The organism is Pontibacter ruber (genome assembly GCF_023630205.1).
GTDB lineage: Bacteria > Bacteroidota > Bacteroidia > Cytophagales > Hymenobacteraceae > Pontibacter > Pontibacter ruber.
In genome coordinates this window covers 71,768-96,692 of the sequence record NZ_JALPRR010000002.1, presented here as the reverse complement: position 1 = coordinate 96,692, position 24,925 = coordinate 71,768, and the positions used below count along the sequence as shown (strand labels likewise).

The 24,925-nt window shown below is 50.1% G+C and carries 25 protein-coding genes; 10 read left to right on the top strand and 15 right to left on the bottom strand.

The window, feature by feature from the left end:
• Positions 1-17: 17 nt before the first annotated feature.
• The 4 genes from MJ611_RS07260 to MJ611_RS07245 form a co-directional block, all read right to left on the bottom strand.
• Positions 18-686: a carbonic anhydrase gene (locus tag MJ611_RS07260; protein WP_250428965.1), complete on the bottom strand. Its 669-nt coding sequence runs from the start codon at positions 684-686 to the stop codon at positions 18-20.
• Between the two features lie 51 nt (positions 687-737).
• Complete coding sequence (locus MJ611_RS07255) at positions 738-2,309, bottom strand: SulP family inorganic anion transporter (RefSeq protein WP_250428963.1); 1,572 nt, start codon at positions 2,307-2,309, stop codon at positions 738-740.
• Between the two features lie 157 nt (positions 2,310-2,466).
• Positions 2,467-3,852, bottom strand: coding sequence for a HAMP domain-containing sensor histidine kinase (locus MJ611_RS07250; protein ID WP_250428961.1), 1,386 nt, complete (start codon positions 3,850-3,852; stop codon positions 2,467-2,469).
• Positions 3,849-4,532, bottom strand: coding sequence for a response regulator transcription factor (locus MJ611_RS07245; RefSeq protein WP_250428960.1), 684 nt, complete (start codon positions 4,530-4,532; stop codon positions 3,849-3,851). The genes MJ611_RS07250 and MJ611_RS07245 overlap by 4 nt, the downstream gene beginning before the upstream one ends.
• 179 nt (positions 4,533-4,711) lie before the next feature.
• Between MJ611_RS07245 and MJ611_RS07240 the strand changes: the two genes are divergently transcribed.
• Complete coding sequence (locus MJ611_RS07240) at positions 4,712-5,641, top strand: cation diffusion facilitator family transporter (RefSeq protein ID WP_250428958.1); 930 nt, start codon at positions 4,712-4,714, stop codon at positions 5,639-5,641.
• Here MJ611_RS07240 and MJ611_RS07235 read toward each other — a convergent pair.
• The 3 genes from MJ611_RS07235 to MJ611_RS07225 form a co-directional block, all read right to left on the bottom strand.
• On the bottom strand, positions 5,628-5,987 hold the full coding sequence (locus MJ611_RS07235) for a DUF1801 domain-containing protein (RefSeq protein WP_250428957.1): 360 nt from the start codon (positions 5,985-5,987) through the stop codon (positions 5,628-5,630). The genes MJ611_RS07240 and MJ611_RS07235 overlap by 14 nt on opposite strands.
• Before the next feature lie 166 nt (positions 5,988-6,153).
• Positions 6,154-6,792 carry a DsbA family protein gene (locus MJ611_RS07230; protein WP_250428955.1) on the bottom strand — a complete coding sequence of 213 codons (639 nt, stop codon included), beginning with the start codon at positions 6,790-6,792 and terminating at the stop codon, positions 6,154-6,156.
• 386 nt (positions 6,793-7,178) lie between these two features.
• A complete protein-coding gene (locus MJ611_RS07225) occupies positions 7,179-7,961 on the bottom strand; it encodes an SDR family NAD(P)-dependent oxidoreductase (protein ID WP_250428953.1) in 783 nt (260 codons plus the stop codon).
• A 154-nt stretch (positions 7,962-8,115) separates the two neighbouring features.
• Between MJ611_RS07225 and MJ611_RS07220 the strand changes: the two genes are divergently transcribed.
• The 6 genes from MJ611_RS07220 to MJ611_RS07195 all read left to right on the top strand — a co-directional run bounded on the left by MJ611_RS07220 (position 8,116) and on the right by MJ611_RS07195 (position 12,774).
• Complete coding sequence (locus MJ611_RS07220) at positions 8,116-8,739, top strand: hypothetical protein (protein ID WP_250428952.1); 624 nt, start codon at positions 8,116-8,118, stop codon at positions 8,737-8,739.
• Between the two features lie 7 nt (positions 8,740-8,746).
• Entirely contained in the window at positions 8,747-9,055 is a 309-nt protein-coding gene (locus MJ611_RS07215; RefSeq protein ID WP_250428951.1) for a winged helix-turn-helix domain-containing protein, read from the top strand.
• A gap of 78 nt (positions 9,056-9,133) precedes the next feature.
• A complete protein-coding gene (locus MJ611_RS07210; protein ID WP_250428950.1) occupies positions 9,134-9,469 on the top strand; it encodes a potassium transporter KefB in 336 nt (111 codons plus the stop codon).
• 54 nt (positions 9,470-9,523) lie between these two features.
• Entirely contained in the window at positions 9,524-10,768 is a 1,245-nt protein-coding gene (locus tag MJ611_RS07205) for a hypothetical protein (protein WP_250428947.1), read from the top strand.
• A gap of 202 nt (positions 10,769-10,970) precedes the next feature.
• Positions 10,971-11,261, top strand: coding sequence for a hypothetical protein (locus tag MJ611_RS07200; RefSeq protein WP_250428945.1), 291 nt, complete (start codon positions 10,971-10,973; stop codon positions 11,259-11,261).
• A gap of 64 nt (positions 11,262-11,325) precedes the next feature.
• The gene (locus MJ611_RS07195) at positions 11,326-12,774 is read left to right on the top strand and encodes a DUF4153 domain-containing protein (protein WP_250428944.1); all 1,449 of its coding nucleotides are present in this window, start codon (positions 11,326-11,328) and stop codon (positions 12,772-12,774) included.
• Between the two features lie 55 nt (positions 12,775-12,829).
• Here MJ611_RS07195 and hpf read toward each other — a convergent pair whose 3' ends face one another.
• From hpf to MJ611_RS07155, 8 genes are all read right to left on the bottom strand, one after another.
• A complete protein-coding gene (gene hpf / locus MJ611_RS07190) occupies positions 12,830-13,135 on the bottom strand; it encodes a ribosome hibernation-promoting factor, HPF/YfiA family (RefSeq protein WP_250428942.1) in 306 nt (101 codons plus the stop codon).
• 190 nt (positions 13,136-13,325) lie between these two features.
• Complete coding sequence (locus MJ611_RS07185) at positions 13,326-14,402, bottom strand: hypothetical protein (protein WP_250428940.1); 1,077 nt, start codon at positions 14,400-14,402, stop codon at positions 13,326-13,328.
• The gene (locus tag MJ611_RS07180; RefSeq protein WP_250428938.1) at positions 14,399-15,997 is read right to left on the bottom strand and encodes an FAD-dependent oxidoreductase; all 1,599 of its coding nucleotides are present in this window, start codon (positions 15,995-15,997) and stop codon (positions 14,399-14,401) included. The genes MJ611_RS07185 and MJ611_RS07180 overlap by 4 nt, the downstream gene beginning before the upstream one ends.
• 67 nt (positions 15,998-16,064) lie before the next feature.
• The gene (locus tag MJ611_RS07175) at positions 16,065-17,576 is read right to left on the bottom strand and encodes a polyamine aminopropyltransferase (RefSeq protein ID WP_250428937.1); all 1,512 of its coding nucleotides are present in this window, start codon (positions 17,574-17,576) and stop codon (positions 16,065-16,067) included.
• Between the two features lie 15 nt (positions 17,577-17,591).
• Positions 17,592-17,810: a DUF350 domain-containing protein gene (locus MJ611_RS07170; RefSeq protein WP_250428936.1), complete on the bottom strand. Its 219-nt coding sequence runs from the start codon at positions 17,808-17,810 to the stop codon at positions 17,592-17,594.
• 5 nt (positions 17,811-17,815) lie between these two features.
• Entirely contained in the window at positions 17,816-18,001 is a 186-nt protein-coding gene (locus tag MJ611_RS07165) for a hypothetical protein (RefSeq protein WP_250428935.1), read from the bottom strand.
• 6 nt (positions 18,002-18,007) lie between these two features.
• Entirely contained in the window at positions 18,008-19,318 is a 1,311-nt protein-coding gene (locus tag MJ611_RS07160) for a DUF4178 domain-containing protein (protein ID WP_250428933.1), read from the bottom strand.
• On the bottom strand, positions 19,305-19,901 hold the full coding sequence (locus MJ611_RS07155) for a hypothetical protein (RefSeq protein WP_250428932.1): 597 nt from the start codon (positions 19,899-19,901) through the stop codon (positions 19,305-19,307). The genes MJ611_RS07160 and MJ611_RS07155 overlap by 14 nt, the downstream gene beginning before the upstream one ends.
• Positions 19,902-20,170: 269 nt before the next feature.
• On the opposite strand from MJ611_RS07155, the gene MJ611_RS07150 reads away from it, so the two are divergent.
• The 3 genes from MJ611_RS07150 (at position 20,171) to MJ611_RS07140 (ending at position 24,882) form a co-directional block, all read left to right on the top strand.
• Positions 20,171-20,890: a hypothetical protein gene (locus MJ611_RS07150; protein WP_250428930.1), complete on the top strand. Its 720-nt coding sequence runs from the start codon at positions 20,171-20,173 to the stop codon at positions 20,888-20,890.
• A gap of 81 nt (positions 20,891-20,971) precedes the next feature.
• Positions 20,972-21,406: an OsmC family protein gene (locus MJ611_RS07145; protein ID WP_250428928.1), complete on the top strand. Its 435-nt coding sequence runs from the start codon at positions 20,972-20,974 to the stop codon at positions 21,404-21,406.
• A 905-nt stretch (positions 21,407-22,311) separates the two neighbouring features.
• Positions 22,312-24,882, top strand: coding sequence for an outer membrane beta-barrel family protein (locus tag MJ611_RS07140; protein WP_250428927.1), 2,571 nt, complete (start codon positions 22,312-22,314; stop codon positions 24,880-24,882).
• Positions 24,883-24,925 lie beyond the last annotated feature (43 nt).

The following is a 24,925-nucleotide window of genomic DNA, read 5'->3' as shown; positions in this document are numbered from 1 at the left end:
GGAAAAAAAGTCAGGTATTAGGTAGTAGTATTCTCTTCCTGTACAGCTTCTGCCTGTACATTGTCTGCGGTCACGTTATAGATGTGCTCATAGCGCTTGAAGCCCTCCACATCCACTTTCAGGTCGCGCAGCAAACCTTCCTTGATATCATACACCAGGCCGTACAACCTTGGCGGGTTATCTGAAAGCAAGGCATTCTGGATGATGGACGTTTTGGACAGGTTGTGTACCTGCTCGATCACGTTCAGCTCTACCAGGCGGCGCAGGCGGGTCTCTTCATCGTAGATGCTCATCACCTCACGTTCGTGCAGGCGCATCACATCCTTGATATTGCGCAGCCAGTTATCGATCAGGCCAAACTGTTTGTTGCTGGCAGCTGCTGCTACACCGCCACATCCGTAATGGCCGCAAACGATAATATCTTTTACTTTAAGCACTTCCACGGCATACTGCAATACGGAGAGCAGGTTCATATCGGAGTGCACAACCAGGTTGGCAATGTTACGGTGCACAAACATTTCGCCCGGGCCCGTACCCGTAATAGCTGAAGAAGGAACACGGCTGTCGGAGCAACCGATAAACAGGTAACGCGGCTCCTGCCCTAAGGCCAGCTTATTGAAGTAATCCGGATCTTCGCTCAGCTTCTCCGCTACCCATTTCTTATTATTTGCCAGTATTTTTTTCATGTTGTGTATGTATGCTTAGTTGTTCTTTATAGTTTACTCCATATTGATCTTTTAGTGCATGTCCAGCACCTGTACATCCGCTATGTTCCTTATCTCTACTTTGATGTTGCGTTCATGTGCCGTCTTCTTGAACTCCTGTATGGCCTCCAGCACATCGTAATCGATGAACTCCGTTTTATCGCCATCAATGATCACGTGGCTGTTCTGCGGCAAATGATCAAGGGTGAGTACGATGCTGGCTTTGTTCAGGAACGATACGTGCTCGCTTAACTGGATACGGATAATCTCCTTGTCTTTCTGCTCCTCTTTGTGGTAGAAGTACGGCGATTTATAGTTGGCCTTCAGGATAAAGAACACGCCTACTGCCAGACCGATCAGGATACCCATCAGCAGGTCGGTAAACAGGATAGCAATGATGGTAACAATGAACGGGATGAACTGCTCAGCGCCCAGCTTCAACTGCCCCTTGTACAGGCTTGGTTTGGTTAATTTAAAACCTACCATCAGCAGCACCGCCGCCAGCGCAGATAGCGGCACCTGGTTCAGGAAACCGGCCAGGAACAGGACCGACAGCAGCAGGAACACGCCATGGATAAAAGCAGATACTTTTGTTTCGCCACCGGCGGCAATGTTGGCAGAGCTGCGCACGATCACGGCAGTCATTGGTAGGCCGCCCAGCATACCGGCAATGATGTTACCCATACCCTGCGCTTTCAGTTCGCGGTTAGTGGGTGTACGCCGCTTGTGCGGGTCCAGTTTATCTACGGCCTCCACGCTCAGCAGCGTCTCGAGGCTGGCAATGATGGCAATGGTAAACGCCACTACGTACAACGACGGATTAGCAAAAGCACTGAAATCCGGCAGGCGCAATTCGTTGCCCAATTCCTGCACACTGCCGATAACCGGCAGGCTTACCAGATGGCTGCTGGCAATGGCCAGCTCCGGAAAGGAATTGATAAACAGAAAGTTCAGGCCAACAGATACCAGCACCACGATAAGAGCACCCGGCACCAGCTTGAAGAACTTAAAACGCTTCAGGAAGGCGGTGTCCCAGGCAAGAAGTATGGTAAGGGAGATAATACCCACCAGCAAGGCGCCCAGGTTAATGGCTGAAAAAGCATGGCCCAGTTCCGAGAAAGTGGTACGCCCGTCGGGCTGCAGAAAATTCATATCTCCGAAGAAATCGTCATCTGCACCCATAAAATGTGGTATCTGCTTCAGAATAAGAATAAGGCCAATGGCGGCCAGCATGCCCCGGATCACGGAAGATGGAAAGTATAAACCGATTACACCAGCCTTCAAAAAGCCCAGCACCAGTTGCAGCACCCCGGCCAGCACTACGGCAAGCAGAAATGCTTCGTAGGTCTGCAGTGTTTCGATTCCGTTCAGCACGATCACTGTTAAGCCCGCAGCCGGCCCGCTTACACTTAACTGAGAGCCGCTGAGCCAGGAGACCACCAGGCCGCCCACAATACCTGTTACAATACCAGCAAACAATGGCGCACCGGATGCCAGGGAAATACCCAGACAAAGTGGAAGTGCAACAAGAAACACTACCAAACCCGCCGGAAAATCCTTGCTAAGGCGGGACATGTAATTAATAGTACCTGTATTTGATTTCATAAGACTTTTTTTCCTGCTTTATGCGCCCTAGGCTCCCGCACCCTTGGCAAGAGGAGTGCAGGAACATAAGACATTTTACTCACCTAATGTTGGCAAAGCTACTTTTGCAACATTAACAGGGAATTAAAACCTTATTAAAATTTGATTAAAATGCAGATTAAGCCGGAACAAAGCTGTAGGCCTGGGGCAATGTAACCACCACTTCGGTACCCTCGTGTATGATGGAGTGCACCGAAATACTGCCTCTGTGCAGTTTCAGGATACGCTCTGTAAGAGGCAACCCGATCCCGTGCCCGGTAATGTTGCGCACGTTGTAAGCCCTGAAGAAAGGCACAAAAACATGCTTCAGGTCGTCCTTGGCGATGCCTAGCCCCTTGTCCCGTACCTTCAACAGCACACGTTCTTTGTCCGCAGCGATGAGCACCGAAACCGGATGGCCGGCCGGCGAGAACTTAGCTGCATTCTCCAGTACGTTCACGATAGCAATCAGCAAAAGCGCCTCGTTGCCTTTTACCATCAGGCGGTCTTCATCTTCGGGCAGCTCTTCGAAGTTAATATCGAAATGGGTGTTGGGCTGCCGCTTTACGGCCTGGTCGCGGGCCATCCAGACCAGCTCATCGAAGCGGAGGTACGTATAACTGATCTTGGACGAATCTATACTAGCCTGTGCGATCTGCAGCAATCCGTTGGAAAGTTCGGTCAGCAAACGGGCATCCTCCAGCATGGACTGCAGCACCCGCTTATACTCTTCCGGCTCACGGGGCTTCATCAGGGCCACTTCCAACTCACCGATCATGGCGGTCAGCGGCGTGCGCAGCTCGTGCGATGCATTCGATACAAACGTGCTTTGCATTTCAAATGCAGTTTCCAGGCGGTCCAGCATGTTGTTGAATATTTTGGCCAGGTGCGACAGCTCGTCTTTGCCATCGGCATTGCTCAGGCGCAGGTGCAGGTCTGAGGCACTGATCTTTTCTACCTCGCTCACCACCTTGGTGATGGGCCGAAGCGCCTGTTTCGCAAAAACCCAGCCCGCCAGCACCACGATCACCAGCGACCCCAGGAAACCTACGATCAGAATAACTTTTAAGTGCTGCAGCTTGCGCAGGCTGTAGGCATCTACAGAGGAGGCAATCAGCACAAACTCGCCCTGGTTATCGGTATAGTACTTGCCCACAATCTGGCGTACCCCCTGCTCCAGGGTTACAAGTTTCTGGCGCTGCACGCGGTCCAGCAGGTTTTGCTCTACGTTAAGCACACCATTCCCATTCGAGAAAATAAGCTCTCCGTTGGTCCGGTATACCCTTACCATCTCATAGGGCAGTTCGTGGTAATATTCTATCTCGTTTTTGCGGCGCCTTGCGGAGTCTACTTCATCAGCCTCCAGCACATGGGCTGCCAAAGCCTCCGTACGCCGCTCAATGCGGTTATAGAAATCGTCCTGCCGGTAAAGGGAGGTAAAGTAATAGATCACCAGCGAGAAAAGAGTGAGAATGAGGGCGAAGATGCCGGCAAACTGAAGCGTTAAGCGGGAGCGGATTTTCATACGTCGTCTTGTTCTTTTAGCACATACCCCATCCCTACCAACGTATGTATGAGCTTTGTCGGGAAGCCTTTGTCTATTTTCTTACGCAGGAAGTTGATGTACACATCGATTACGTTGCTGCCTGTATCAAAGGAAGTTTCCCAGACATTTTCCGTGATATCCACGCGCGACACCACACGGTTCTGGTTGCGGAGCAGGTAATAGAGCAAGGCAAATTCACGTGCGGTCAGGTTGATGGGTTTTCCGCTGCGGGTTACGGTCTTTTTGGCCAGGTCCATTTCCAGGTCGGCCAGCGATAGCTTTTCGCTGCTGCTGTTATCGTTTGAGCGCCGGGTAAGTGCCCTGATGCGGGCAAGCAGCTCCTTAAATTCGAAAGGCTTGGTCAGGTAATCGTCGGCACCGGCATCCAGGCCTGTGATCTTATCGTCCGTAGTGCCCAAAGCGGTCAGCATCAGGATCGAGACATTTGCGTTGTGTTTCCGGATCTCGCGGCAGGCATCCAGGCCATTCAGGTTGGGCAGAATAATATCGAGGATAATGAGATCATACTCGTTCTGCAGGGCCAGTTTCACACCGAACAATCCGTCATACGCCTGGTCTACTTCGTATGCCTGCTCTTCCAGCCCCTTCTTGATAAAGGAAGCAACTTTGGGTTCATCTTCGACCAGTAGTATTCTCATAGTATATTTTTTTTGCCAAACCTTTACCTGCGTACAGCAGCACGCGCCTGCCTGTTGGTGCCGTTCCGAAACAACTACCCTTCGCTGCAAATGTACAAAGTAGTTGGCTAACAGTTTAACTTAAGGTTTGTTGCGCCCGCCCGGGTATCTTATACCTTACCGATTTCGTTTCTATAGCTATGGCACATGCACATCACGATCATCACGGGCACCATCACCACCATCATCATCATGCCAGCGATAACATACGGCTGGCCTTTTTCCTGAACCTTAGTTTTACTATCGTCGAAATCATTGGCGGGTTCTGGATCAACAGCATGGCCATACTTTCGGATGCCCTCCACGACCTGGGTGACTCGCTGGCGCTCGGCTTGGCCTGGTATTTTGAGCGGCTCTCAGGTCGGGGCGGAGACCAGGCTTTTTCGTACGGGTACAAGCGGTTTTCGCTGCTGGGGGCATTTATCAACTCTGTGATTCTGCTGGTGGGCTCTGTGCTGGTGCTATCGGCGGCTATACCACGCATCCTGAACCCGGAGCCGGTAAACGCACCCGGTATGATCGGCTTTGCGCTGCTGGGTGTGCTGGTAAATGGCCTGGCGGTTTTGCGCCTGAAGAAAGGCAACACGCTAAACGAGCGCGTGGCCATGCTGCACCTGCTGGAAGATGTGCTGGGCTGGATTGCCGTATTGGTAGGCGGTGTGGTTTTATACTTCTTTGATGTACCTGTAATAGACCCGCTGCTTTCGGTTGCGATAACTGCCTATGTGCTTTACAACGTGGTGGGCAACCTGCGCCAGAGCCTGAACATCTTATTGCAAGGCACACCTGCCCAGATAGACCTTACCAGGCTACAGCAGCGGCTGGAACAATTGCCTGATATCCGTTCGGTACACGACCTGCACCTGTGGTCGCTGGATGGTACGCACCATGTACTGACTTTACATGCCGTGGTGGAAGGAAACCTGCAACTGCAGCAGGCGGAAGAAGTAAAGCAGCGTATCCGTGCTGCCATGGCCAATATGGACATACACCATGTAACCGTGGAACTGGAACTGCCGGGGGAAGTATGCAGCCAGCAAAGCTGCACGCCTGATTTTAGTTCTGGTTAAGTGAAACGGCGTCGCGGATCAGGTCGGCGAAGTATAGCTCGTCGATGTCTTCCAGGGAGCGCACCTTGATATGCGGCATTTGCCCGTTGCGGCTAACCAGGCGCCTTGCCGGATCAGCAAGCTCCTTGCCCCGGAAAAACCCGAAGTGAATGCCGCTGCGGGATGATGCGAAGTAGCAAACCGGCCCGTAAAAGAAATAACAGGGAATATCCCAGCGCACGCACTCCTCGAGGTGTGCAACCGTGTTATGAATGATGCGACGCACAGCCTGGGCAAGCACCTGCTTTTCATGGGGCAGCTTTTCCAGGTATTCGTCTACCTGATTAAAGGCGGTTTTGCTTTTCATTTTTTGGCAGCTGTCTCTTTAGCGCATTAGATATTTACGGCACAATATACTAAAATCTAAATATAGAGCAAATTTAGTACGCCAGCTTAGTTTACAGCTACCAATTAAAAAGCTATTACATGTGTTTATAGTTGCGCATGCAAAAAGTATACTTCGACAGCTCCTGTTATACTTCTTCGAGCCGTTTGAGCAGGAGTTCTTCGAGTTCGTCGAGCTGGCAAAAGCCTGTGGCAAGCAGCTCGGGCCCTGCCGGACCTTCTATGTAAACGCTTGGCAGTTTTTTAGCACCCAGCGTGTTTACGAAATCAAATTCCCCCTCCATTTGCTCCATGATCACGTCTGACTCGAACAGCGTCAGGAATACGTCTTCGCGAATACCGAAAGGCCTGATCAGCTGTGCCAGCACATAGGGATTGGTCAGGTCGGCACCGTCCACATAAAAAGCAGAGTGCAGCGCCCGCAGTACCTCCAGGGTTAATAACGGCCGCATCTGACGCACCACCAGCAAGGCGCGGCTGGCAGGCTCGGTGTTGTAAACGAAGCCGTTCCGTAAGAAAAATCCATAGTTGAAGGGCAACGATGTTCTGGTCTGCACCCGGTGCCAGCTAACTGCCAGCTTCTCTTTCTGTTCGCGGGTAAGAGGTTCTTCAGCGTAAGGGTTTAGCCCTCCTAAAATAACCTCCACTTTGAGCCTGCCCTGCCACAGCGCACGCAGTCGCCTGATGACGGGTGTAAAACCATAACACCAGGCACACATCGGATCGGTAACATAAAGCAAAACAGGGCTATAAGGAGAATCCATCATACGTATCAAAATCGTTGCTTATAGTTTACCGAAATGAAGGCCCGAAAGGTTAATGTTTATTGCTGAATTGCTGCAATGCTAAATTGTTGATCAGCTTAATCTGCTGATTTTCTGATTGCTAAATTACTGCATTGTTGGATGGTTAAATCAAAGAAGTCCATTGTGTGACTGCCTGTATCGGCGTTGTTCTGCCGTCGTTGGTGTTTTCACCAACAACTTATACTTCAACTGTCTTATACTTCAGCGGCTGTAGTGCTAGCTGGTGAATACACGCAGCAAGGGCGGAGTAGGGCAGAAAGTTAGAAAGTTGAAAGCTATCACTCATAGGAAGCGGCCTTTGCACACCGTAGAAAAACAACAATCAGCAATTTAACAATACAACCATTTCACACATAGATCATCTTCACGGTCATGCCGCCGTCTATGGTGATGCTTTGGCCGGTGATGAAGCCGGCTTTATCGGAACAGAGAAACAGGGCTGCCTGGGCAATGTCTTCCGGTGTGCCTACCCGACCGACAGGGTGCTGCGCTTTGTCCTGCTGGCTGTGCTGCGGCTCGTACTTTTCGCTTTCTTTCTGCCAGGGGCCAACTTCTATCCAGCCTGGAGCAATGGCATTTACCCGGATCAACGGATCGGTAAGGCTCACTGCCAGCGAATGCGTGAGCGCCTCCAGCCCGCCTTTAGAGGCCGTGTAACCAAACGTATCAGGCTCTGACATAAACGCCCGGGTGGAGGTAATGTTAAGTATAGCCGGGTGTGCTGCTTTTTTGAGCAGCGGCAGCGCATACTTACTGCAAAGCAGCGGCCCGCGCAGGTTCACAGCCAGTACCTTGTCGAAGCGCTCCACATCCAGTTCCTCCAGCGTTCCCATAAAAGGATCGGCTAAGCCGGCGTTGTTGATGAGGCCGTCGAGTTGGGCATACTTCTCTCCTACCTGCTGCATGAGTGCCTTTACGTGTGCTTCGGAACTTACGTCGCAAAGTATAAACCGGGCAGCAAGTTGCTGGTCCTGCAAACGCTTCAGCGCCTGCTGCCCTGCTTCCTCGTCCTGGTCGGTGATGATAACACTAGCTCCTGCTTTTGCAAAGGCTTCAGCCATGCCCAGGCCAATGCCCTGCGCACCACCTGTGATCAGTATGGTTTTATTTTTATAGTAAGTGTCTGCCATTATGTATGAACGCTGTAAGTGGTAAGTTTAACTAGGGTTTAGGAGAAGGGTTGCACATTCAGAAACTCTAGGTATAGAAAAAGAAAATATTTATAGCCGCTGCTCTTGACATTACGTAAACCCCTAGTAACTTTGAAACTCAAAGTACTTTAGCATGAATCAGCAGCACGACCAGTTAGAAGCCCTGCACGAGATCCGCAACATCATGGATCGCTCTTCCCGCTTTATCTCGCTCAGCGGCTTGTCCGGCATCGCGGCGGGCGTGTCGGCACTTACCGGGGCAGCCGTCGTGAAGTGGCATTTCGTGCAGTACAATATCCGCTACAACCACGACTACAGCACCGCCCTTACCTGGACCAACATCCAGTTTATGCTTGCTGTAGCGCTTGGCGTGCTTATACTTGCCTTTGGCTCTGCATCATACTTTACAGCCCGCCGGGCCCGCAAAAATAACCTGCGCATCTGGGACAGCAAATCACAGCGGTTGCTGCTGAACCTGGCTATTCCGCTGGCAGCAGGCGGTATTTTCTGTGCTATCCTGCTCTACCACGGCATTTTATATTTAGTAGCACCTGCCATGCTTGTTTTCTATGGTCTGGCCCTGATCAATGGCAGCAAGTATACGTTTGGCGATATTCGTTACCTGGGCATCTGCGAGATTATACTTGGTTTGGCTTCCGGCATTTTTATTGGTTATGGTTTGCTTTCCTGGACCATCGGGTTTGGTGTGCTGCACATCGTGTATGGCACCCTGATGTACTTTAAATACGAACGCTAGCAGCCCTGTGAAAGAGTATCTTGAAAATATAAACAAGGCCTTTGAAAGCAGGGCGAGGCTTGGCATTATGTCGGTGCTGATGGTGGAAGACAAGGTTGATTTCAATACCCTGAAAGAAACCCTGCAACTGACCGATGGCAACCTGGCCAGCCACCTGCGTGCGCTGGAAGAAGCAGAGTACCTACGCGTGGAAAAGCAGTTCGTGGGCCGCAAACCCAACACTACCTACCACGCCACCGAAGCCGGCCGCGAAGCATTTAAAAGCCACTTAGATGCGCTGGAGCAGTTAATTTTAAACAACCGGCAAAGCGACTAATTTTTTTATAGCTATACTTTGCAACTCAAAGTACTTTAAAGTAAAACCAGATTGATCATCAACTTAAAACATAAAATTATGAGACAGCAAAACGAATCACACAACCAGCCTATGCATCGGGTATCAGTAGTCAAACCTGTTTTAGTGGGCGCAGGAATTGCTTTACTCGTCATTTCCTTTTTTGTATTTGGAGTGGATCAACCGCATCCGGAATGGGGAAAGTACTGGATGATCCGGCCTTTGATCATTACGCCTCTGGCCGGTGCCATGGGTGGTGCATTTTACGCATTAATGGAGTATCAGGCCTCCCGCGGCTTCAACAGAACGCTGGCCATTCTTCTGAGCATTGTGGTATACCTGGTTGGGCTGTGGCTTGGCACTGTGCTGGGTTTGGCCGGCACCATGTGGGATTGAAAGGCTTTGAGATCAGGACAGAAAAATTCTTAAAAAGTATCAAAGTATAAATTTATGAGAAGCGAAATCCTCTCCCACCTTAACGATCCGAGGCAACTCGAAAGGCTGTATCGTAGCAATAAGACACCTTTTAAACGGGAGTTCAGCGCATTGTACCCGGAGCTGAGAGGCAACGCCCTGGCTGATTTCTGGCATGAAAGGCTCAGCTATGATTCCGAGGATATTTCCTGGGGATCCAGAAGTGAATTCCTGTTTGTTATACTTGCCTCTCTGGTAGCAGGTATACTTGCCAAACTGCCCGCCATCTTTCCTATCAGTGAAGAATTCTATTATCCGCGAAACATCGGCTTTCTGGTGTTTCCCTTTTTGGCTGCCTACTTCGCCTGGAAGAACAAGATATCAGACAGTAAAATAGCGTTTATCAGCTTCGCTGTAGCTGTTTGCCTGCTGTATATCAATTTCCTGCCAAACAACCCCCAAAGCGATACGCTGATCCTTGCCTGTATTCATTTGCCATTGCTGCTGTGGGTTATACTTGGGGTCTCGTTTGCAGGCGAGGAGCTCGGCAACTCTACAAAGCGCCTCGACTACCTGCGCTTTAACGGCGATTTGGCCGTTATGTCGGCGCTGCTGGTCATAGCCGGCGTGCTGATGACAGGCATAACGATCGGCTTATTTGCCCTGATCGGATTCCAGATTGAGGAGTTTTACTTTGAGTACATCGTGGCTTTCGGGCTGCCGGCTGTACCTATACTTGCTACGTATCTTACTCAAACAAATCCGCAGCTGGTAAACAAAGTATCGCCGGTAATTGCAAAGCTGTTCAGTCCGTTGGTTCTGGTGATGCTGGTGATTTACCTGGGTGCCATTATCTACTCTGGAAAAGACCCTTACAACGACCGGGAATTCCTGCTGTTGTTTAACGTGCTGCTGATCGGGGTGATGGCGCTGATCTTCTTTTCTGTCGCCGAAAGCTCTGCCCAGGAAAGATCTGGCTGGAGCGTGTGGGTACTGCTGCTGCTTTCAGTCGTTACGGTGGTGGTAAACGGCATTGCGCTTTCCGCTATTTCGTTCCGGATTTCGGAGTGGGGCATTACACCTAACCGGGTGGCGGTGCTAGGCGGCAACGTGCTGATACTGATTCATCTGCTGATCGTGACCGTAATGCTGTTCAAAGCGGCTACGAATAAAGCCGTCATCACCGAAGTCGGCAGGTCCATTGTGCTGTACCTACCGGTTTACTTTGCCTGGACCATCGTGGTGGTTTTCCTCTTCCCGCTGCTGTTCGGATTTAAGTAGTATCTGATACTGCATAGTAGAAGACTTAAACACGACATACAACTTGGTTTTTAAAGACTGCTGCTCTAGTGGCCCTTGCTGTGTGTTTTCACCAGCAAGCACGATGACCGCTGCAGTATAAGTTGTTGGTGAGAACACCAACAACGGCGAGATGAGATACCGCAATTCAATAACTCAAATTCATTAAAAAGGAGATACCATTATGATCACGCAAAACAAAAGATTTACCGGCATTGTGCTCACCGTAGCACTCCTATTATCCATTCCATTAATTGCCATGCAGTTTACTGATGAAGTGAATTGGGGCTTGTTCGATTTCGTTGTCATGGGAATTCTGCTGCTCGGCACCGGCTTTCTGTGTGAGCTGGTATTGCGGAAGGTACACAAAACAGAAGACCGCATCATGCTCTTGGCAGCTCTCCTGGTAATGCTCTTCCTAATTTGGGCTGAACTTGCTGTGGGCATTATTGGAACACCATTTGCCGGAAGCTGAGCAGTAAATTTATTTTTTGCATAATCACTTTGAAAAACAAAGTACTTTAAACAAACCCATGCTTATGAAATCACTTCTAAAAAATAATGACCTGTATTTGCTTTCAGCTGTGGCAGCCTATAGTTACCTCTTCTACCAGCAGAGCCCGGGTATAAATTTCTTTTTGTTCACTGCCCTGATACTAGTGCTTATATACCGCCAGACAGATAAAGCTATCCGGAAGCACAGCAATTGGTACTTAACGGCCGGAGCCAGTATCCTTACGGCTGTTAGTGTGTTACTGAATGGCTCCGGGCTGGCAGTGTTCATGAACCTGGTCTCACTTGTGCTGTTGGCTGGCTTTAGTTTCTCACCCCGGTCCTCTGTTTTCGTGGCAGCCGCAAACGCTGTTTATTCTCTTGCTTACTCCCTGGTAGAGACCGGCATCCGGATAAGCAATAACAAAGAACAAGCAGGAGGCGGAGCTATACTTGCAGGAGTGCAGCGGCAGCATATTAGCATGGTAGGAATTCCGCTGGTAATATCTGTTGTCTTTTTAATGATTTACGCTAGTGCCAGTAGTGCCTTTAGCTATGTGTTAAGCCAGATCCGCCTGGATGTTATTTCGTGGGGCTGGATAGGCTTTACCTTACTGGACTTTGTCCTTCTGTTCGGTCTACTGCATCCTCTGACAATTACTTTTATCACGGAGAAGGACCTTGCGACCGGCAACAGCCTTACCAGGTTGAAAGTACGGAAGCCAGTTTCGTTTAAATTTCCGGCACTTAAGTATGAATACCGCACCAGCATCCTGCTGCTGGTCATGCTGAACCTACTGCTCCTGTTCTTTATACTTTCAGATGCATTTTACCTGACCATTGGTACGTTACCGCCGTCTGTGGTGTGGGCCGACTATCTGCACCAGGGTGTTTATGGTCTTATCTTTTCGATTCTGCTGGCCATTGGCGTGCTGCTTTATGTGTTCAGGGGTAACCTGAACTTCTACAGGCACAACCAGCGGCTTAAGCAACTGGCATACATCTGGCTAGCCCTTAATGTGGTACTGGTGCTCCTCACGCTTACCAAAAACTGCATTTATGTGTTCAACTACGGGCTCACCTATAAGCGCATCGGCGTTTATACTTACCTTACTTTAACAGCCATTGGCCTGTTCTTCAGCTTCATAAAAGTGGCCAACCTGAAAAACAACTGGTTTCTCTTCCGCAAAAATGCGTGGGCGCTTTATACGGTGCTGCTCGTACTTGCTATGTTTAACTGGGATAGGGTCATCACTTTTTATAACATCAGCATCGCCCGGAATACAGACTACATTTATCTCAGCCGCTTGTCAGATGTAAATTTGCCTGAGCTGATACAAGCCTCCAGACTCAGAAACCATACATTCAGCGAGATACAAGTACAAAGCTTGCTCTACCGCAAAAAACGGTTTATAGATGAAGCATCGGCAAGAGACTGGCAGTCCTGGAGCTACAGCGATTGGCTTGTGCAGGAAAAGCTGAAGGGTTTGGAGTAACAAAACAAACAAGGCGCTACCGAAGCAGCGCCTTGTTTTATACTTTAAATATACGTTACCGTTTCTGTAGTTGCCTTGTCAGCTTATTTTCTACGCTATCCAGCAATTGGTACCAGTTGTCTCCTTCATCGTGTGCGAATAAATCGTTACCGGGTATGCCCACGCGCATGCGCACGCTCTTCTGGTTGGTAGACTGGCTGGCTTCTTCTTTAAAGTAAACATCCACGGAATCTATTTTCTTGATGTGCCGCTTTAACTTGTTGATCGTATCGCGCACGCTCTGCTGCATGGCATCTGAAATCTCGATATCAACGGCTTGTACATCTAATTTTACGCCTTCATAGTTCTCTGTGTAATTCATAGCTTCTCTCTTTTTGGTATACATATGGGAGATTACAGTTGTAGGAAGTATAATACCCCTGCCCTCCTGGTATTGCCATTTTAACGTAAGGCACCGGCTTTGGTTAAAACAATACTCCTTTCAAAGGCTTTCAGGAATCAGGCCGGTTCCAACTATAAACAGGATACTTATAGCTATGGAAGTTGGTAAGTTACCCGGCTTTCTCACGCGAAACCTTCCAGATAAAGCCATCGAGGATGTAATGGGTAAGTTGCGGAAGTGCCAGCAGCGGAACCAGCACAGTAAGCAGCAACTCATCCTCCACCTGTGGCAGGCCGGTAAAAAGACTGAAAACGCTTTCATGGTCACGCCATACCAGCGCATCCCATAGTCCCTCCTCCACATAAGCCAGCAGAAACACCAGCCCCAGGAAAAATGCCGCCCCCATAGCACCAAAAGACAGCCGCTCTGCCATAGCAGCGGTTGTTGCTGCTTTTTTATACTTGCGCCTGCCGTATATCCAGACTAGCGCCAGGTACGGAATACCATGTGACACCACGTTGAAGGTTGTAAAAGTAAGATCGCCGTTGTAATACACGATGCCCAGGTACCAGGAGAGCAGCGTGCCCACCATCACCAGGTTTCGCGGCAGGTTCACGTACTTCTCGCGCCATACTAACTGCACCTCCTTGATCAGGTAAGCCGCCAGCACCAGCAAGTATAAACCGGTTAAAACAGGGAGCAGGCCAGGCTGTGGCTGGAAGTAAAAATCTCCATCAATGAACCAGTTGAAACGGCGGTTGCCCTCCAGGTGCCAGTATAGCAAGGGGTAAATGGTGGCTGTGTAAATGGCAACAGCATCTATGCGGCGCTCGTTCTGTGATTGACTTTCCTGGCGGGAGTATAGCCGCAGGAAGCCATACTGTTGCCGCACAAAATGATAGACTGCTAGATAAGCCAGCATACGCCAGAAAACTATTCCGCCCAGGGAGTGCAGCAGTATTCCTCCCACCCAGGCAAGTATAGGCACCCACAGTAGCAATTGCCTTTTCCGGCGCAGTACCTCTTTATCAAAATACGTCCGGAAGAGCGTGCTCCACACATGGCCTACGTCGATGAGCAGGATTAGCACTATCCATGCCGCAACCGGCACGGCATTGTTCTTTGCCTGAAAAAAGCCGGGAAACAGCACAATGGCCAACAGGCACAAAAAAGGAGGCGACAGAATATAAAGTGAGTCGAATAAAGGCGACTGCAGCCACGGCTGCTTTTTTGGGTGTGATGTCATGCCCGTTCCGTATTTAGTAGCTGCCGGGCAGCCGTAATGCCCCTGTAAAAAGCTTCTTCGAAAACAGAGATGCCGCTCAGGTCGGTGTGGGCAAAGTATAGCTTGTTCTGGTATGGCGCACCAGCCTGCTGCCGGTCCTCGCTCCAGATAAAGCCTGGCTTCGGATAGATCATGCCATGGCCCCACACCCATACATCCAGTTGTTCTACCTGCTCCTGTATGCCTGGGTGCGCCTTCTCCAGTTCCTGTAGTACAACCGCTTTCCAGTCTTCGTAGCTGCTGCCATAGGCTTTGCCACGTGCCGCTGCAGGTGCCTCATCTGCTAATGCATGGTAAAAGGTAATGGTCTTTTTCTCTGGGAACAGCGCCACCTGCTGGTGGTTGGCATACACATACCCCAGCGATTTGCTGCCATAGATCACGTTGTCCCAGCACAGGCTTAGCCCCTTTCCATGGGGCACATCTTTCAGTGTGAGGTTGGCCACCAGCCAGGGGACGTATTCAAAACTTTGTAAGTTGCGCGTGGAGAGCAGCTCAGGAAGAGCGCTTAGCAGGCGCTGGTTCACAAACTGCGGCGTCGCCATGATGCACTGCTCGGCCAGTATGCGCTTATACTTTTGCGTGCGCAGGTCCATGTAATCAACAGCCACCTTGCCGTCCTGCTCCCCTACCCGGTATACCATGGCATTTGTGCGGATTCTGTCGGTACAGCTTTCACGCAGGCGTTGCACCAACCAGTTGTTGCCTTCGGGCCAGGTAAGGATGCGGTGCGGCTCTGAGTTTGACGCTTCAGCTTTTCGCGAGGCAAAGTAGTGTATACCCGCCCAGGCTGATGTATGGGCTAGAGCAGAACCGAAATCATCGCGGCAAGCGTAATCCACATACCAGTGCAGGTATTCTGAGGTAAGCTCGTGTTGCTGCAGCCACTCCAGCATGGTCAGCTGATCAAGGTCACGGTACTGAGCGTCTGCAGAAGAATGATCAACAGGGATGTCAAACGCATACTTGCCATCGATACCTTTCGCTTGCTTCAGCTCTTCTGTCAACTGCTGGAAACGCTCGATCTGCTGCAGGTCATTTTCCGGCACACCCCATCGCGGCACCAGGCCTTCCTGCCAATAGTTGTTGATGTACAGCCGTTCTTCCGGGTCGAAGCATAGGTAGTACTCATTATAGATCGGCAAGCCTTTGGCATCATAGCCCGTGATCACGTTTGTCTCCTGCAAGAAATCCAGCAGCTCCGTAAACGAGTTGTTCGGAAGCGGCAGGTAGTGCGCTCCCCACGGGTAAGCAGTCTGTTCATTCTTACCTGCTGCCGAGTTACCGCCTGTTTCATTCTCAAGCTCCAGCAGCAGTATGTTTTTGTCTGAGTGCTTTTTCAGCCATCGGGCCGCAGCCAAGCCCGAAGCACCACCGCCAACTATTACTACCTCCTGTTCCTCTGTTTCCGTTGGCACCACGTTAATACCTTTGCGCAGGAGGTGCCCCGCCTTAAACGAAGGCCCCAGTAGTTTCCCCTGCACCTGCGGTTTTGCTTTGCCGGTACAAGCGGCTATAGTTCCGCCCGTCACAGCCAGCCCGCTCAGCGCTGCCATACTTTTCCGCAAAAAATCCCTTCTTCCTGTTTGCTCCGGCATGATGATAAAGTATGAAGAGCTTATTTTAATTTACAAACTGAGCCCACTCCTCTTCAAAGTAATGCACCAGCACCTGGTTGTTGAGCTTATTCACTTCGGTCTTAACGATGGGCATATCCTTCGGAAACACCGTCATCTGGGTAAAGGTAGCGGCATCCAGGAACTTCAGATCTTTCGGATAGCGTGTGTTAAACTGCCAGTTGGGGTTGCGTTGCGCCAGTACAAAGCCCCAGTCGCCGAACGAGGGCACGTGGGCATGGTATGGTAGCGTAGTAAAGCCGCAGCTCTCCAAGGTATTTACCACACACCAGTATGATTTGGGAGCTACAAAAGGAGAAGTTGCCTGTATCACTACCTTACCATTGGGGGTAAGGGCGCTATCGAGCAGGCGGTAAAATACATTCGAGTAAAGCTTTCCGATAGAGTAATTGGAAGGGTCCGGGAAGTCTATCACTACAAAGTCGTATTGCTGCCGGTTACTGCGCAGCCATTGAAAAGCATCTGCGTTGATGATCTCCACTTTCTCCGACAAAAGCGCCTCTTTGTTCAAAGCAACCAGCGAAGCATGCGATTTGAAAATCTTGGTTACTTCAGGATCAAGATCGACCAGCGTAATCTTTTCAACACTGGGGTAACGCAGAATTTCGCGCACGGCCAATCCGTCGCCACCGCCCAGCACCAGCACGCGTTTGGGATTGGGCACAGCGTTTAGTCCCGGGTGCACCAGCGCCTCGTGGTAGCGGTATTCATCGGCACTGCTGAACTGCAGGTTCCCGTTCAGGAACAGGCGCATTTCGCGCTCATTCTTTGTAAGCACTACCCGTTGGTAGGGCGACTGCACCGAGTAAACGATCTTATCAGCATATGCCATACTTTCGGTGAAGCTCGTGATGCGGTCGCTCAGGATAAAGCCTGCTACCAACAAGGCGATAGCTGCTATACAGGTAGTTTTCAGGTAACGCGTCCAGCTAATTTCCTTGCTGAAAAAGAAGCAGAGCCACAGCGCCACGCCTGCGTTCATCAGCCCGAAAAAGTACGAAGTGCGCAGCAGCCCCAGGTACGGTACCAGCAACAGCGGAAACACCACCGACGCCAGCAGAGCCCCGATATAGTCGAAGGTAAACACTTTCGACACCAAGTCTTTGAACTCGAACCGGTCTTCCAGAATGCGCATGATCAGCGGGATCTCCAGGCCTACCAGTATACCCGTAAGCGACACCAGCATGTACAACACGATCCGGAAAGAAGCCACATGGTTAAAGAGCAAAAACAAGATCGTCGAACTCAGACCACCAACTACCGCTACCAGCACCTCGATCTGGATGAACCAGGCAATCAGGTTGCGGTTGAAGAACTTGGACAGGTAACTGCCTATGCCCATCGAGAACAGGTACACGCCTATGATCGTGGAAAACTGTGTTACGGAATCGCCGAGCAGGTAACTGGCCAATGTGCCGGCCACCAACTCGTAAATAAGCCCACACGTAGCCACCACAAACACAGAAAACAGCAAAAGGGCTTTTACATTGATACGCATAAATGGTAAGCTGTTTTAGCCATGCACCGCCGAAGCGATGATGATGGCAATGGCAATGATAAAGGCACCGAAGATAATGGCCAGCGCTTTGTTTTGTTTCTCCAGGATCTCTTTCCAGAGGTTGTCCGGCGTGGCTTTCTCGACAGCCCAGAACGTAACCACCAGTACAAGTATACCGATGAGCGAGTACACCAGCGAAGCGATGACGTACTTAAAGTTGATAAGTGGTTCCATATAGTTTATTTGTGATAATAGCTGCTTCCGCGGTAGCCCCCTGAGCTGCGTGAGCCCGAACTGCCGTTAGGTTCAAATTTCTCCTTATCGTCGCCAAGTATGCGGGTACCAGTTGCCGAGAGGTACACGAAGTAGGAAAGCACCAGCACCAGGTATCCGATAAAAAGCTTATAGGTTAATGAATTCTTCATGTGCGGTTATTCATAAGTATAAGGCGAATAGTCGCTGTTCATCCAGCGGGATTTTTCGAAGGAGTGATGCCGGATCCACTGCACACCCGGAACTACAGCCAGAAGCAACAGCACGATCCAGAAGTTTGACCAAAGCGGCACGTCCTTTCGCACCTGAATCCTGAATGAGTTTACTTTGCTAAGTATTCCCTTATAGGGCTGCAGGATCATTCTGTACGTACCATCGGGCATGGCCGAGAGGTCCACATCGTTTGTGGTGCTGCCCTCGCTCCAGCTCTCGCCACCAGTATACCCACTGTAGTATTCAGTGCCGAGCTCAAAGTCATAAGCCTCGTTAGTGGTTGTGTTGATGAGGGTTATACCCAGAGCAAACCACTCATTGTCCACCGGTGCATAGAGTTCAAACTCCAGGTTCGAGGTTCCGGTCATGGAGTTCAGGGTAAACGACGGACCCGGAATAGCTGATAAGTTAACTGGGCCATACTCTTCTTTTGGTGGTGGTACATCAAAAGACTGCTCGACGAGTTGTTGAGGCCGGTTCACAATCATAAAGAAAACCTGAAGCACCACCAGCATGACAAGGGCAATGCCGCCAAGCTGTGATACTTTTCCAAATGAAAATGCTTTGTCGAATGGCTCGATCGCACCAACTCCGATCCGCTCAGGCAAGGATGAGGTAAGCCCGAATGTTTCCCGCACTTCCCCAGGTTCCATGTAGGTGCCTTTCATCCAGCAGGCTTCATCGCTGCTGGTTTCCTGCGCCAGCATGTAAGGTGGAGCTACAAATTCAGTATAGTGGCTTGCATTTTCCAGGATCTTCCACGTAAACTCGCCTTCTGCATACAGCACTTTGCTGCCATACCTATGGAACAGCTTGTATTTTTCCCCCTGGTAGTGCATGCTTCTGTCACGGGTTGGCTTCAGCGGCAGATCCGTGATGAAGGTAAAGTAGGTCCAATGCCCATCATATTCAGACAGGAAAGCATAGCCGTGCAGGGGGTTGAACAGGACGTACTCGCGCCAGCGGTGCTGAGACCGCGCCTCCTGGTAAAGAACGAAGCCCACTACCTTGTACACAATACCCTTGATGCGGCCACTGCTGCCAACCGGAATGGCCGGCAAAATCTTGTGCTGCTTCAGGTTTTTGATGCCGGCCCACTGGTTGTTTTGCCATTGCAGTACGTGGCCGCAATTGGAGCAGCCGATGTTTACGGCTTGGGCATGGGTTGTCAGCTGGATGTTATGGTTACAACGGGTACAGGAAATTGCAGCAACAGCGGGCAGCTTTTCCTTCTCTACTAAATCAAATCCACTCATGATGCGCGCGCAGGTTTTGCAGTTGCAGGTCTTCCAGGTACTGGTACTGGCCCACGTATACTTGCTGACGGTTTGGGCTGTAGATATTGGCAATAGCCAATCCAAACGTATCGGGTTGCAGCAGTTCTATACTTATGTATTTATGCTCGTGCGTATAGCTGTCCGGAATTTCGCCCTCTATAAAAGTGGCACGTTCCTGGTCCAGTACTTCTACCTGAAAAGAGATGTCAGCTAGCTGAATGATTGAACCGGGAGTTGCTTTATTGAAGACCTTCGGATTAGGTGCGGGCATTTCCTTAAACAGGCTAAAATTTCCTGCCCATTCGCCCAGCCATAACTCTTCACCTTTGCCGGTAAGTATAAACCAGTGGTTACGGTAGCCTTCCGAGAAGAAATGCTGAATACGTCCCAGTACCTCAAAAGTCATACCTTGGTATTGTCCGGTAGTTCCAACACGGATAATGCTCAGATCCTCTTTTACAAGTTCTGTTTTTTGAAGTTGACTACCATCCAGTACGGCACGGCGGTTAACAGACTGGCATCGGGGGCAGACTAGCGCTGTGGCGGCCACAGATTTAAACATAAGCCTGTTAGAGCAGGTTAGGCAAGAAAAAGATACGCCTGTTTTCGATAGCATGAGTGCATTAGCCGCTACTGCGGTAAATATCTGAACTTTGGAAAACCGAAGTTACCGCTAATATCAAATTACATCCAAATATAGGTATAATAAAATTTATTCATCCTACAGCTTCTGTTACAAAGCATAAAGTATAAAGTCCTGCATGGCCGCCTAACCTAACTTTCTGTTCTCTTCGTTTAATAGACCATGTATAAATTTAAAAGTTGAAGGATATGAACACCCTGCCCATCAACTGGCTGACCGAAGGACTGATCGACTTTGAGTACAAAAAATACCTCGTGCTGGCATACCTGCAGGCTGCCAAAGCCGAGTTCGGGAAACAGCGCCTCTACCCTGTTTTCTCGGACCTGATCATGCATTACCGTAACCTGCTGCAGGTAAAGGAACATAAAAAACTGGTGTACGAACAGTTTCCGCAGCGTATCAGCCGCGCCGATTTCGAAAAGCTGGAACTGGTGTATGAAAAGATCATTGACGATGACGAGACCATGCAGCAGATCGAGGAGATCATCCAGTATGCGGCCCCGCTGTTTGTGGATGCAGTAGGCGAAGGAAAGGAATTGTACGATTTTATCGAGCGCCACCTCGAAATCAACCCCGTGGGCATTACGCCCATGTATTTCGACGAAGGCTATCTTTTCCTGGATGCTTTTCCGGGCAAAGAGACACAGGTATACTTGTACCAGTTAACCATTTTTGAGAACACCTACGAGAAGTACCGCGGCATACATACCCGCCACTACAAGACCGTGCGCCGCGGCCTGGCCCAGACCCACGAAAGCCTGAAAGTACAGCTGGTAAAGGAGAACCAGCAGTTGCCGAACCCGGCCACCTTTGCCGTAGTCTCCAAGGTGCCCTGCCCGCTGGAACAGTCGCTGCTGCCAATCGCTAAACGTACGCTGGTAAAGTATGTGGCAACGTTAGCTGCCTGATGGCATGGCTGTGAACGGTTGGCTGCCGGCAGATAATTTGATAATTTAGCCCCATCGTTAACACTATAAACCATACTTGCCATGCAGGTAAACCTAACAAGAGTAGACCAGGATTTTCATTTTCAGGCCACAGGCGATGCCGGCGTGATCATCAACATCGACGGCTCGCCTGCCATTGGCGGCCACAATGCCGGCGCACGCCCAATGGAGCTTATGCTGATGGGTTTAGGCGGCTGCAGCGCCATCGACATCATCCAGATCCTGAAAAAACAACGCCAGCAGATCGACTCTTTTGACATTACCGTGAAAGGCGAGCGTGTAGAAGGTGAAGTCCCATCTGTTTTCAAAAGCATACACATCCACTTCGCTCTGAGCGGCCCCTTAGACGAGCAGAAAGTACAACGCGCAGTAGAGTTGTCGCTGGAGAAGTACTGCTCCGTAGCTTTTATACTTTACAAAACAGCCACCATCGACTATACTGTTGAGGTGATCAGAGCGGGAGCAACGCAGGAGTAACAACGGGTTGTTTAGCAGTTTCATTATAGCTAAGGTTTATACTTTGCGCTAACAAGCCTTTTCTATCGTAGCTGCTTGTATTCCTCAGTCTTACTTACCTATACTTTCATAGTTCCCATTGGTGCGCTCGCGGCCGCGGGGCCTCGTCCTCGGGCATCGCGCTGTGTTCCCTCCTGCCTCCGCTGCGCTGCGGCTGCCCTAAACGGGCACCGGATCTCACAAGGCGCTCAACCCAAGGACTGGAAATGACTCTGCTTCGTGAGCTGCTATGCAACTTTAACCCATTGTAGGGACAGGTCGCGACCTGTCCGTGCTATACCTGCAGCTATGAAACTTACACTTGGGAAGTTGCAACAGCCATGCTCCCCTCCTTAGACAAGGAGGGGCAGGGGTGGTTGGACCATGGCAACTATGAAAGTATAACTCCACCTAAACCAAAGGCCAAATCCCCTCTTTGGAGGGGTGCAGGGGTGGGTAAATTTTATTCTGTAAATCCTGACTCTAACAACATCACTTCCCATATATCATACAACTCCCGTACCTTGTTCGTCGATAAATCCGCCTCTTTACTCTGCCACTAGAGGTTAATTTTCAGCGCTTCAGCTATAGCATAGTATAACTGTCTGTTTTCCCATTTTTCAGCACCTGCGCGCTCTCTTTCCCCACAATTTTATCAAACATATTGCACTGGAATTACTTTCGTTTGCTCCCCTTCCGACAAAGTTGCGCTTTCTGCCGACCAACACCTGATAGGCTCTTTTTGCCTATTCATATAGAAAAGTGATGTATTGGTATATTCTGTTTTAGCAGCTGAAAAAAGCGACCTTACTTTGCACCGAAAGAAATTCGATAAAGAAGAGCAGGCTGCCATGAAGAACACATTTACGCGCAAGATTAACTAAACTATGAAGAAGAATCTACTCCTGATTTTACTGGGCCTGAGTACCGTGCCGGTGCTAGGCCAGCAGGGGCAAACGGCCCCTCAGCAACAACAAACAATGGCCGCACCGGCGCCCAAAGGCAATGCCACCATCAGCGGCACCGTTCTTGACGCCGACACAAAAAAGCCCGTAGAGTTCGCCACCATCGCCCTGATCAGCACAGCCACCGGCAAGCCTATCGACGGCACCATGGCCGACGACAAAGGCCGCTTTTCTATTCAGAAAGTGGCGCCCGGAAAGTATAACCTGCAGGTAAGCTTTCTGGGTTATCAGCAGCAGCTGGTAGAAAATGTAACCGTGGCTTCGGATAACGCGAGCACAAACGTAGGTACCATTTTCATTGCCTCAGACGCTAAAAAACTAAGCGAGGTAGTAGTAACCGGCGAGAAGCCGATCGTGGAGGAGAAGATCGACCGCACTGTTTACAACGCCGATAAAGACATTACCAACGCCGGCGGCAACGCTGCCGATGTGTTGCAGAAAGTACCGTCGCTCTCTTTAGATACCGATGGCAACGTACAGCTGCGCGGCAGTTCCAACGTGCGTGTGCTCATCAACAACAAGCCTTCCGCCATACTTGCCGGAAGTATAGCCGACGCCCTGAAGCAGATCCCGGCTGACCAGATCAAGTCGGTGGAGGTGATCACCAGCCCGTCGGCCAAGTATGATGCCGAAGGTACAGCCGGTATCATCAACATCATTACCAAGCGCGATGGCGGCCTGCAGGGGGTAACAGGCTCTGTGGCACTAACCGGCGGAACACGCTCCAGCAACGGCAATGCCAGCCTGAACGTGCGCCGTGGCAAACTGGGCATCAACGGCAACTTTGGCGGCCACATGTTCTACAACAAAGGCAACATGACCAACACCATTATCGCTTTTGATAACCCAGAAACCGTTTATGATCCTTTGAATCCTACTAAACCCTGGGATGAAAGCTCTTATAGCTTCCAGTCGGGCAGTACGCGTCCGAGAGGTGCCTTTATGAACGGTCAGTTAGGGTTTGATTACGATTTTAATCCTAAAAACACGCTGTCCGGTGGTATTCGCACCAATGGCGGTACCTTCAGGCTGAAAAATGACCAGGATGTGTTTGCGACAGCTACAGCCGAAGAAAAAGTAGTGCAGGACTTCAAAAACGCGATCCGCAACCACAACCAGCGCATCGGCACAGACTATAACCTGGATTTTACGCACTACTTCAAGAAGCAGGGCCAGGAACTTGCTTTGCTCTCGCTGTACTCTGTTACCAACACCGAGAACGACATAAACCAGGATTACTTTACGGATGGCGAAGCGCCGTTTACCCAGAAGCGCAACACCAACGACGGCAGCAACAAAGAGTTAACCTTCCAGGCAGACTATACGCATCCGTTCCAGAACAAAACCATGCTGGAGATAGGCGCTAAAAGTATATTCCGGGATGTGGAAAGTGATGCCGCCTACGGTACGCTTCAGGAGCCGGGCACTGAAAAGAATTCCTTTTTCTACCAGCAGGATGTGCTGACTTCTTACCTGACCTATGGATTTACATTGAAGAAGTTGCTGAACGTAAAATTCGGTGCCCGCTACGAGTACACCGACATCAGCTCCGACAACGCATCCGTTAAGGCCGGTGAAACTACAGAAGAGAACTACACCACCAACTACGATAACTTCATCCCGAGTGTAGCTTTGTCTTATAGCCTGAAGAACAAGCATACTTTTAAGGCTAACTATACGCAGCGTATTCAGCGCCCTTCCATGTACTTCCTGAACCCTTACCGCCAGGAGCAGACCTCCAACACGTTTGTGCAGGGTAACACCAACCTGGATGCCGAACTGACCAACCTGTACGAGTTAGGGTACAGCACGTTCTTCAAGACGACATCCATCAACGTTACTGCTTACATGCGACAGACGGACAACGCCATTGAGCCGGTAGCAGCCATCGAAAAGATTGTTGACGAAAACGGAGATACGCGCGATGTTACCATCCTGACCTTCCAGAACATTGCCAAAAACAAGACCTATGGTTTTAGTTTGTTTGGCAACACCAAGCCTACCAATGCCTGGACAATCGGGGGTAGCTCCAACATTTACTATGTTGACCTAAAGAGCAAGTATAACAGCAACAGTGGCTGGATGTACAACATCAACGCTAACTCTTCCTATACTTTCGGCAAAGGCATCAGCGCACAGTTTAACGGAGGCTTCAATTCGCGCCGTATACAGCTGCTCGGCAAGTTCAATTCCTTTTCTTACCACTCACTGGCTATCAAAAAAGACCTGTTCGACAAGAAGGGCGGCATCAGCATTGGCCTCGACAACCCGTTCCGTGGCAACATGAAAATGAACAACGATGTGTATGCCAAGCGTACAGAGGCTAACCCAAGGGAGTACGAGCAGCATGTGCGCATCAACAACTTCAACCGCGGCGTGCGTGTGAGCTTTAACTATAACTTCGGTAAAATGGAGCAGCAGCGTCCGCCTAAGCGCAAGAAGAGCATCCGCAACGACGACACCAAGCAGGGCGACGGAAACGGCGTTGGCTAATATACAACTACTACCTACCTGTCAGAAAGCCTCTCCCAAAAAG

Excerpts from the sequence above, each read along its gene's own strand:
- MJ611_RS07165 (WP_250428935.1), bottom strand. The coding sequence starts at position 18,001 with ATGAAGAATTCATTAACCTATAAGCTTTTTATCGGATACCTGGTGCTG.
- hpf (WP_250428942.1), bottom strand. The coding sequence starts at position 13,135 with ATGAATTACACAGAGAACTATGAAGGCGTAAAATTAGATGTACAAGCC.
- MJ611_RS07250 (WP_250428961.1), bottom strand. The coding sequence starts at position 3,852 with ATGAAAATCCGCTCCCGCTTAACGCTTCAGTTTGCCGGCATCTTCGCC.
- MJ611_RS07235 (WP_250428957.1), bottom strand. The coding sequence starts at position 5,987 with ATGAAAAGCAAAACCGCCTTTAATCAGGTAGACGAATACCTGGAAAAG.
- MJ611_RS07230 (WP_250428955.1), bottom strand. The coding sequence starts at position 6,792 with ATGATGGATTCTCCTTATAGCCCTGTTTTGCTTTATGTTACCGATCCG.
- MJ611_RS07255 (WP_250428963.1), bottom strand. The coding sequence starts at position 2,309 with ATGAAATCAAATACAGGTACTATTAATTACATGTCCCGCCTTAGCAAG.
- MJ611_RS07225 (WP_250428953.1), bottom strand. The coding sequence starts at position 7,961 with ATGGCAGACACTTACTATAAAAATAAAACCATACTGATCACAGGTGGT.
- MJ611_RS07200 (WP_250428945.1), top strand. The coding sequence starts at position 10,971 with ATGATCACGCAAAACAAAAGATTTACCGGCATTGTGCTCACCGTAGCA.
- MJ611_RS07220 (WP_250428952.1), top strand. The coding sequence starts at position 8,116 with ATGAATCAGCAGCACGACCAGTTAGAAGCCCTGCACGAGATCCGCAAC.
- MJ611_RS07195 (WP_250428944.1), top strand. The coding sequence starts at position 11,326 with ATGAAATCACTTCTAAAAAATAATGACCTGTATTTGCTTTCAGCTGTG.
- MJ611_RS07140 (WP_250428927.1), top strand. The coding sequence starts at position 22,312 with ATGAAGAAGAATCTACTCCTGATTTTACTGGGCCTGAGTACCGTGCCG.
- MJ611_RS07150 (WP_250428930.1), top strand. The coding sequence starts at position 20,171 with ATGAACACCCTGCCCATCAACTGGCTGACCGAAGGACTGATCGACTTT.
- MJ611_RS07175 (WP_250428937.1), bottom strand. The coding sequence starts at position 17,576 with ATGCGTATCAATGTAAAAGCCCTTTTGCTGTTTTCTGTGTTTGTGGTG.
- MJ611_RS07205 (WP_250428947.1), top strand. The coding sequence starts at position 9,524 with ATGAGAAGCGAAATCCTCTCCCACCTTAACGATCCGAGGCAACTCGAA.
- MJ611_RS07170 (WP_250428936.1), bottom strand. The coding sequence starts at position 17,810 with ATGGAACCACTTATCAACTTTAAGTACGTCATCGCTTCGCTGGTGTAC.
- MJ611_RS07155 (WP_250428932.1), bottom strand. The coding sequence starts at position 19,901 with ATGTTTAAATCTGTGGCCGCCACAGCGCTAGTCTGCCCCCGATGCCAG.
- MJ611_RS07160 (WP_250428933.1), bottom strand. The coding sequence starts at position 19,318 with ATGAGTGGATTTGATTTAGTAGAGAAGGAAAAGCTGCCCGCTGTTGCT.
- MJ611_RS07185 (WP_250428940.1), bottom strand. The coding sequence starts at position 14,402 with ATGACATCACACCCAAAAAAGCAGCCGTGGCTGCAGTCGCCTTTATTC.
- MJ611_RS07210 (WP_250428950.1), top strand. The coding sequence starts at position 9,134 with ATGAGACAGCAAAACGAATCACACAACCAGCCTATGCATCGGGTATCA.
- MJ611_RS07145 (WP_250428928.1), top strand. The coding sequence starts at position 20,972 with ATGCAGGTAAACCTAACAAGAGTAGACCAGGATTTTCATTTTCAGGCC.
- MJ611_RS07260 (WP_250428965.1), bottom strand. The coding sequence starts at position 686 with ATGAAAAAAATACTGGCAAATAATAAGAAATGGGTAGCGGAGAAGCTG.
- MJ611_RS07180 (WP_250428938.1), bottom strand. The coding sequence starts at position 15,997 with ATGGCAGCGCTGAGCGGGCTGGCTGTGACGGGCGGAACTATAGCCGCT.
- MJ611_RS07240 (WP_250428958.1), top strand. The coding sequence starts at position 4,712 with ATGGCACATGCACATCACGATCATCACGGGCACCATCACCACCATCAT.
- MJ611_RS07245 (WP_250428960.1), bottom strand. The coding sequence starts at position 4,532 with ATGAGAATACTACTGGTCGAAGATGAACCCAAAGTTGCTTCCTTTATC.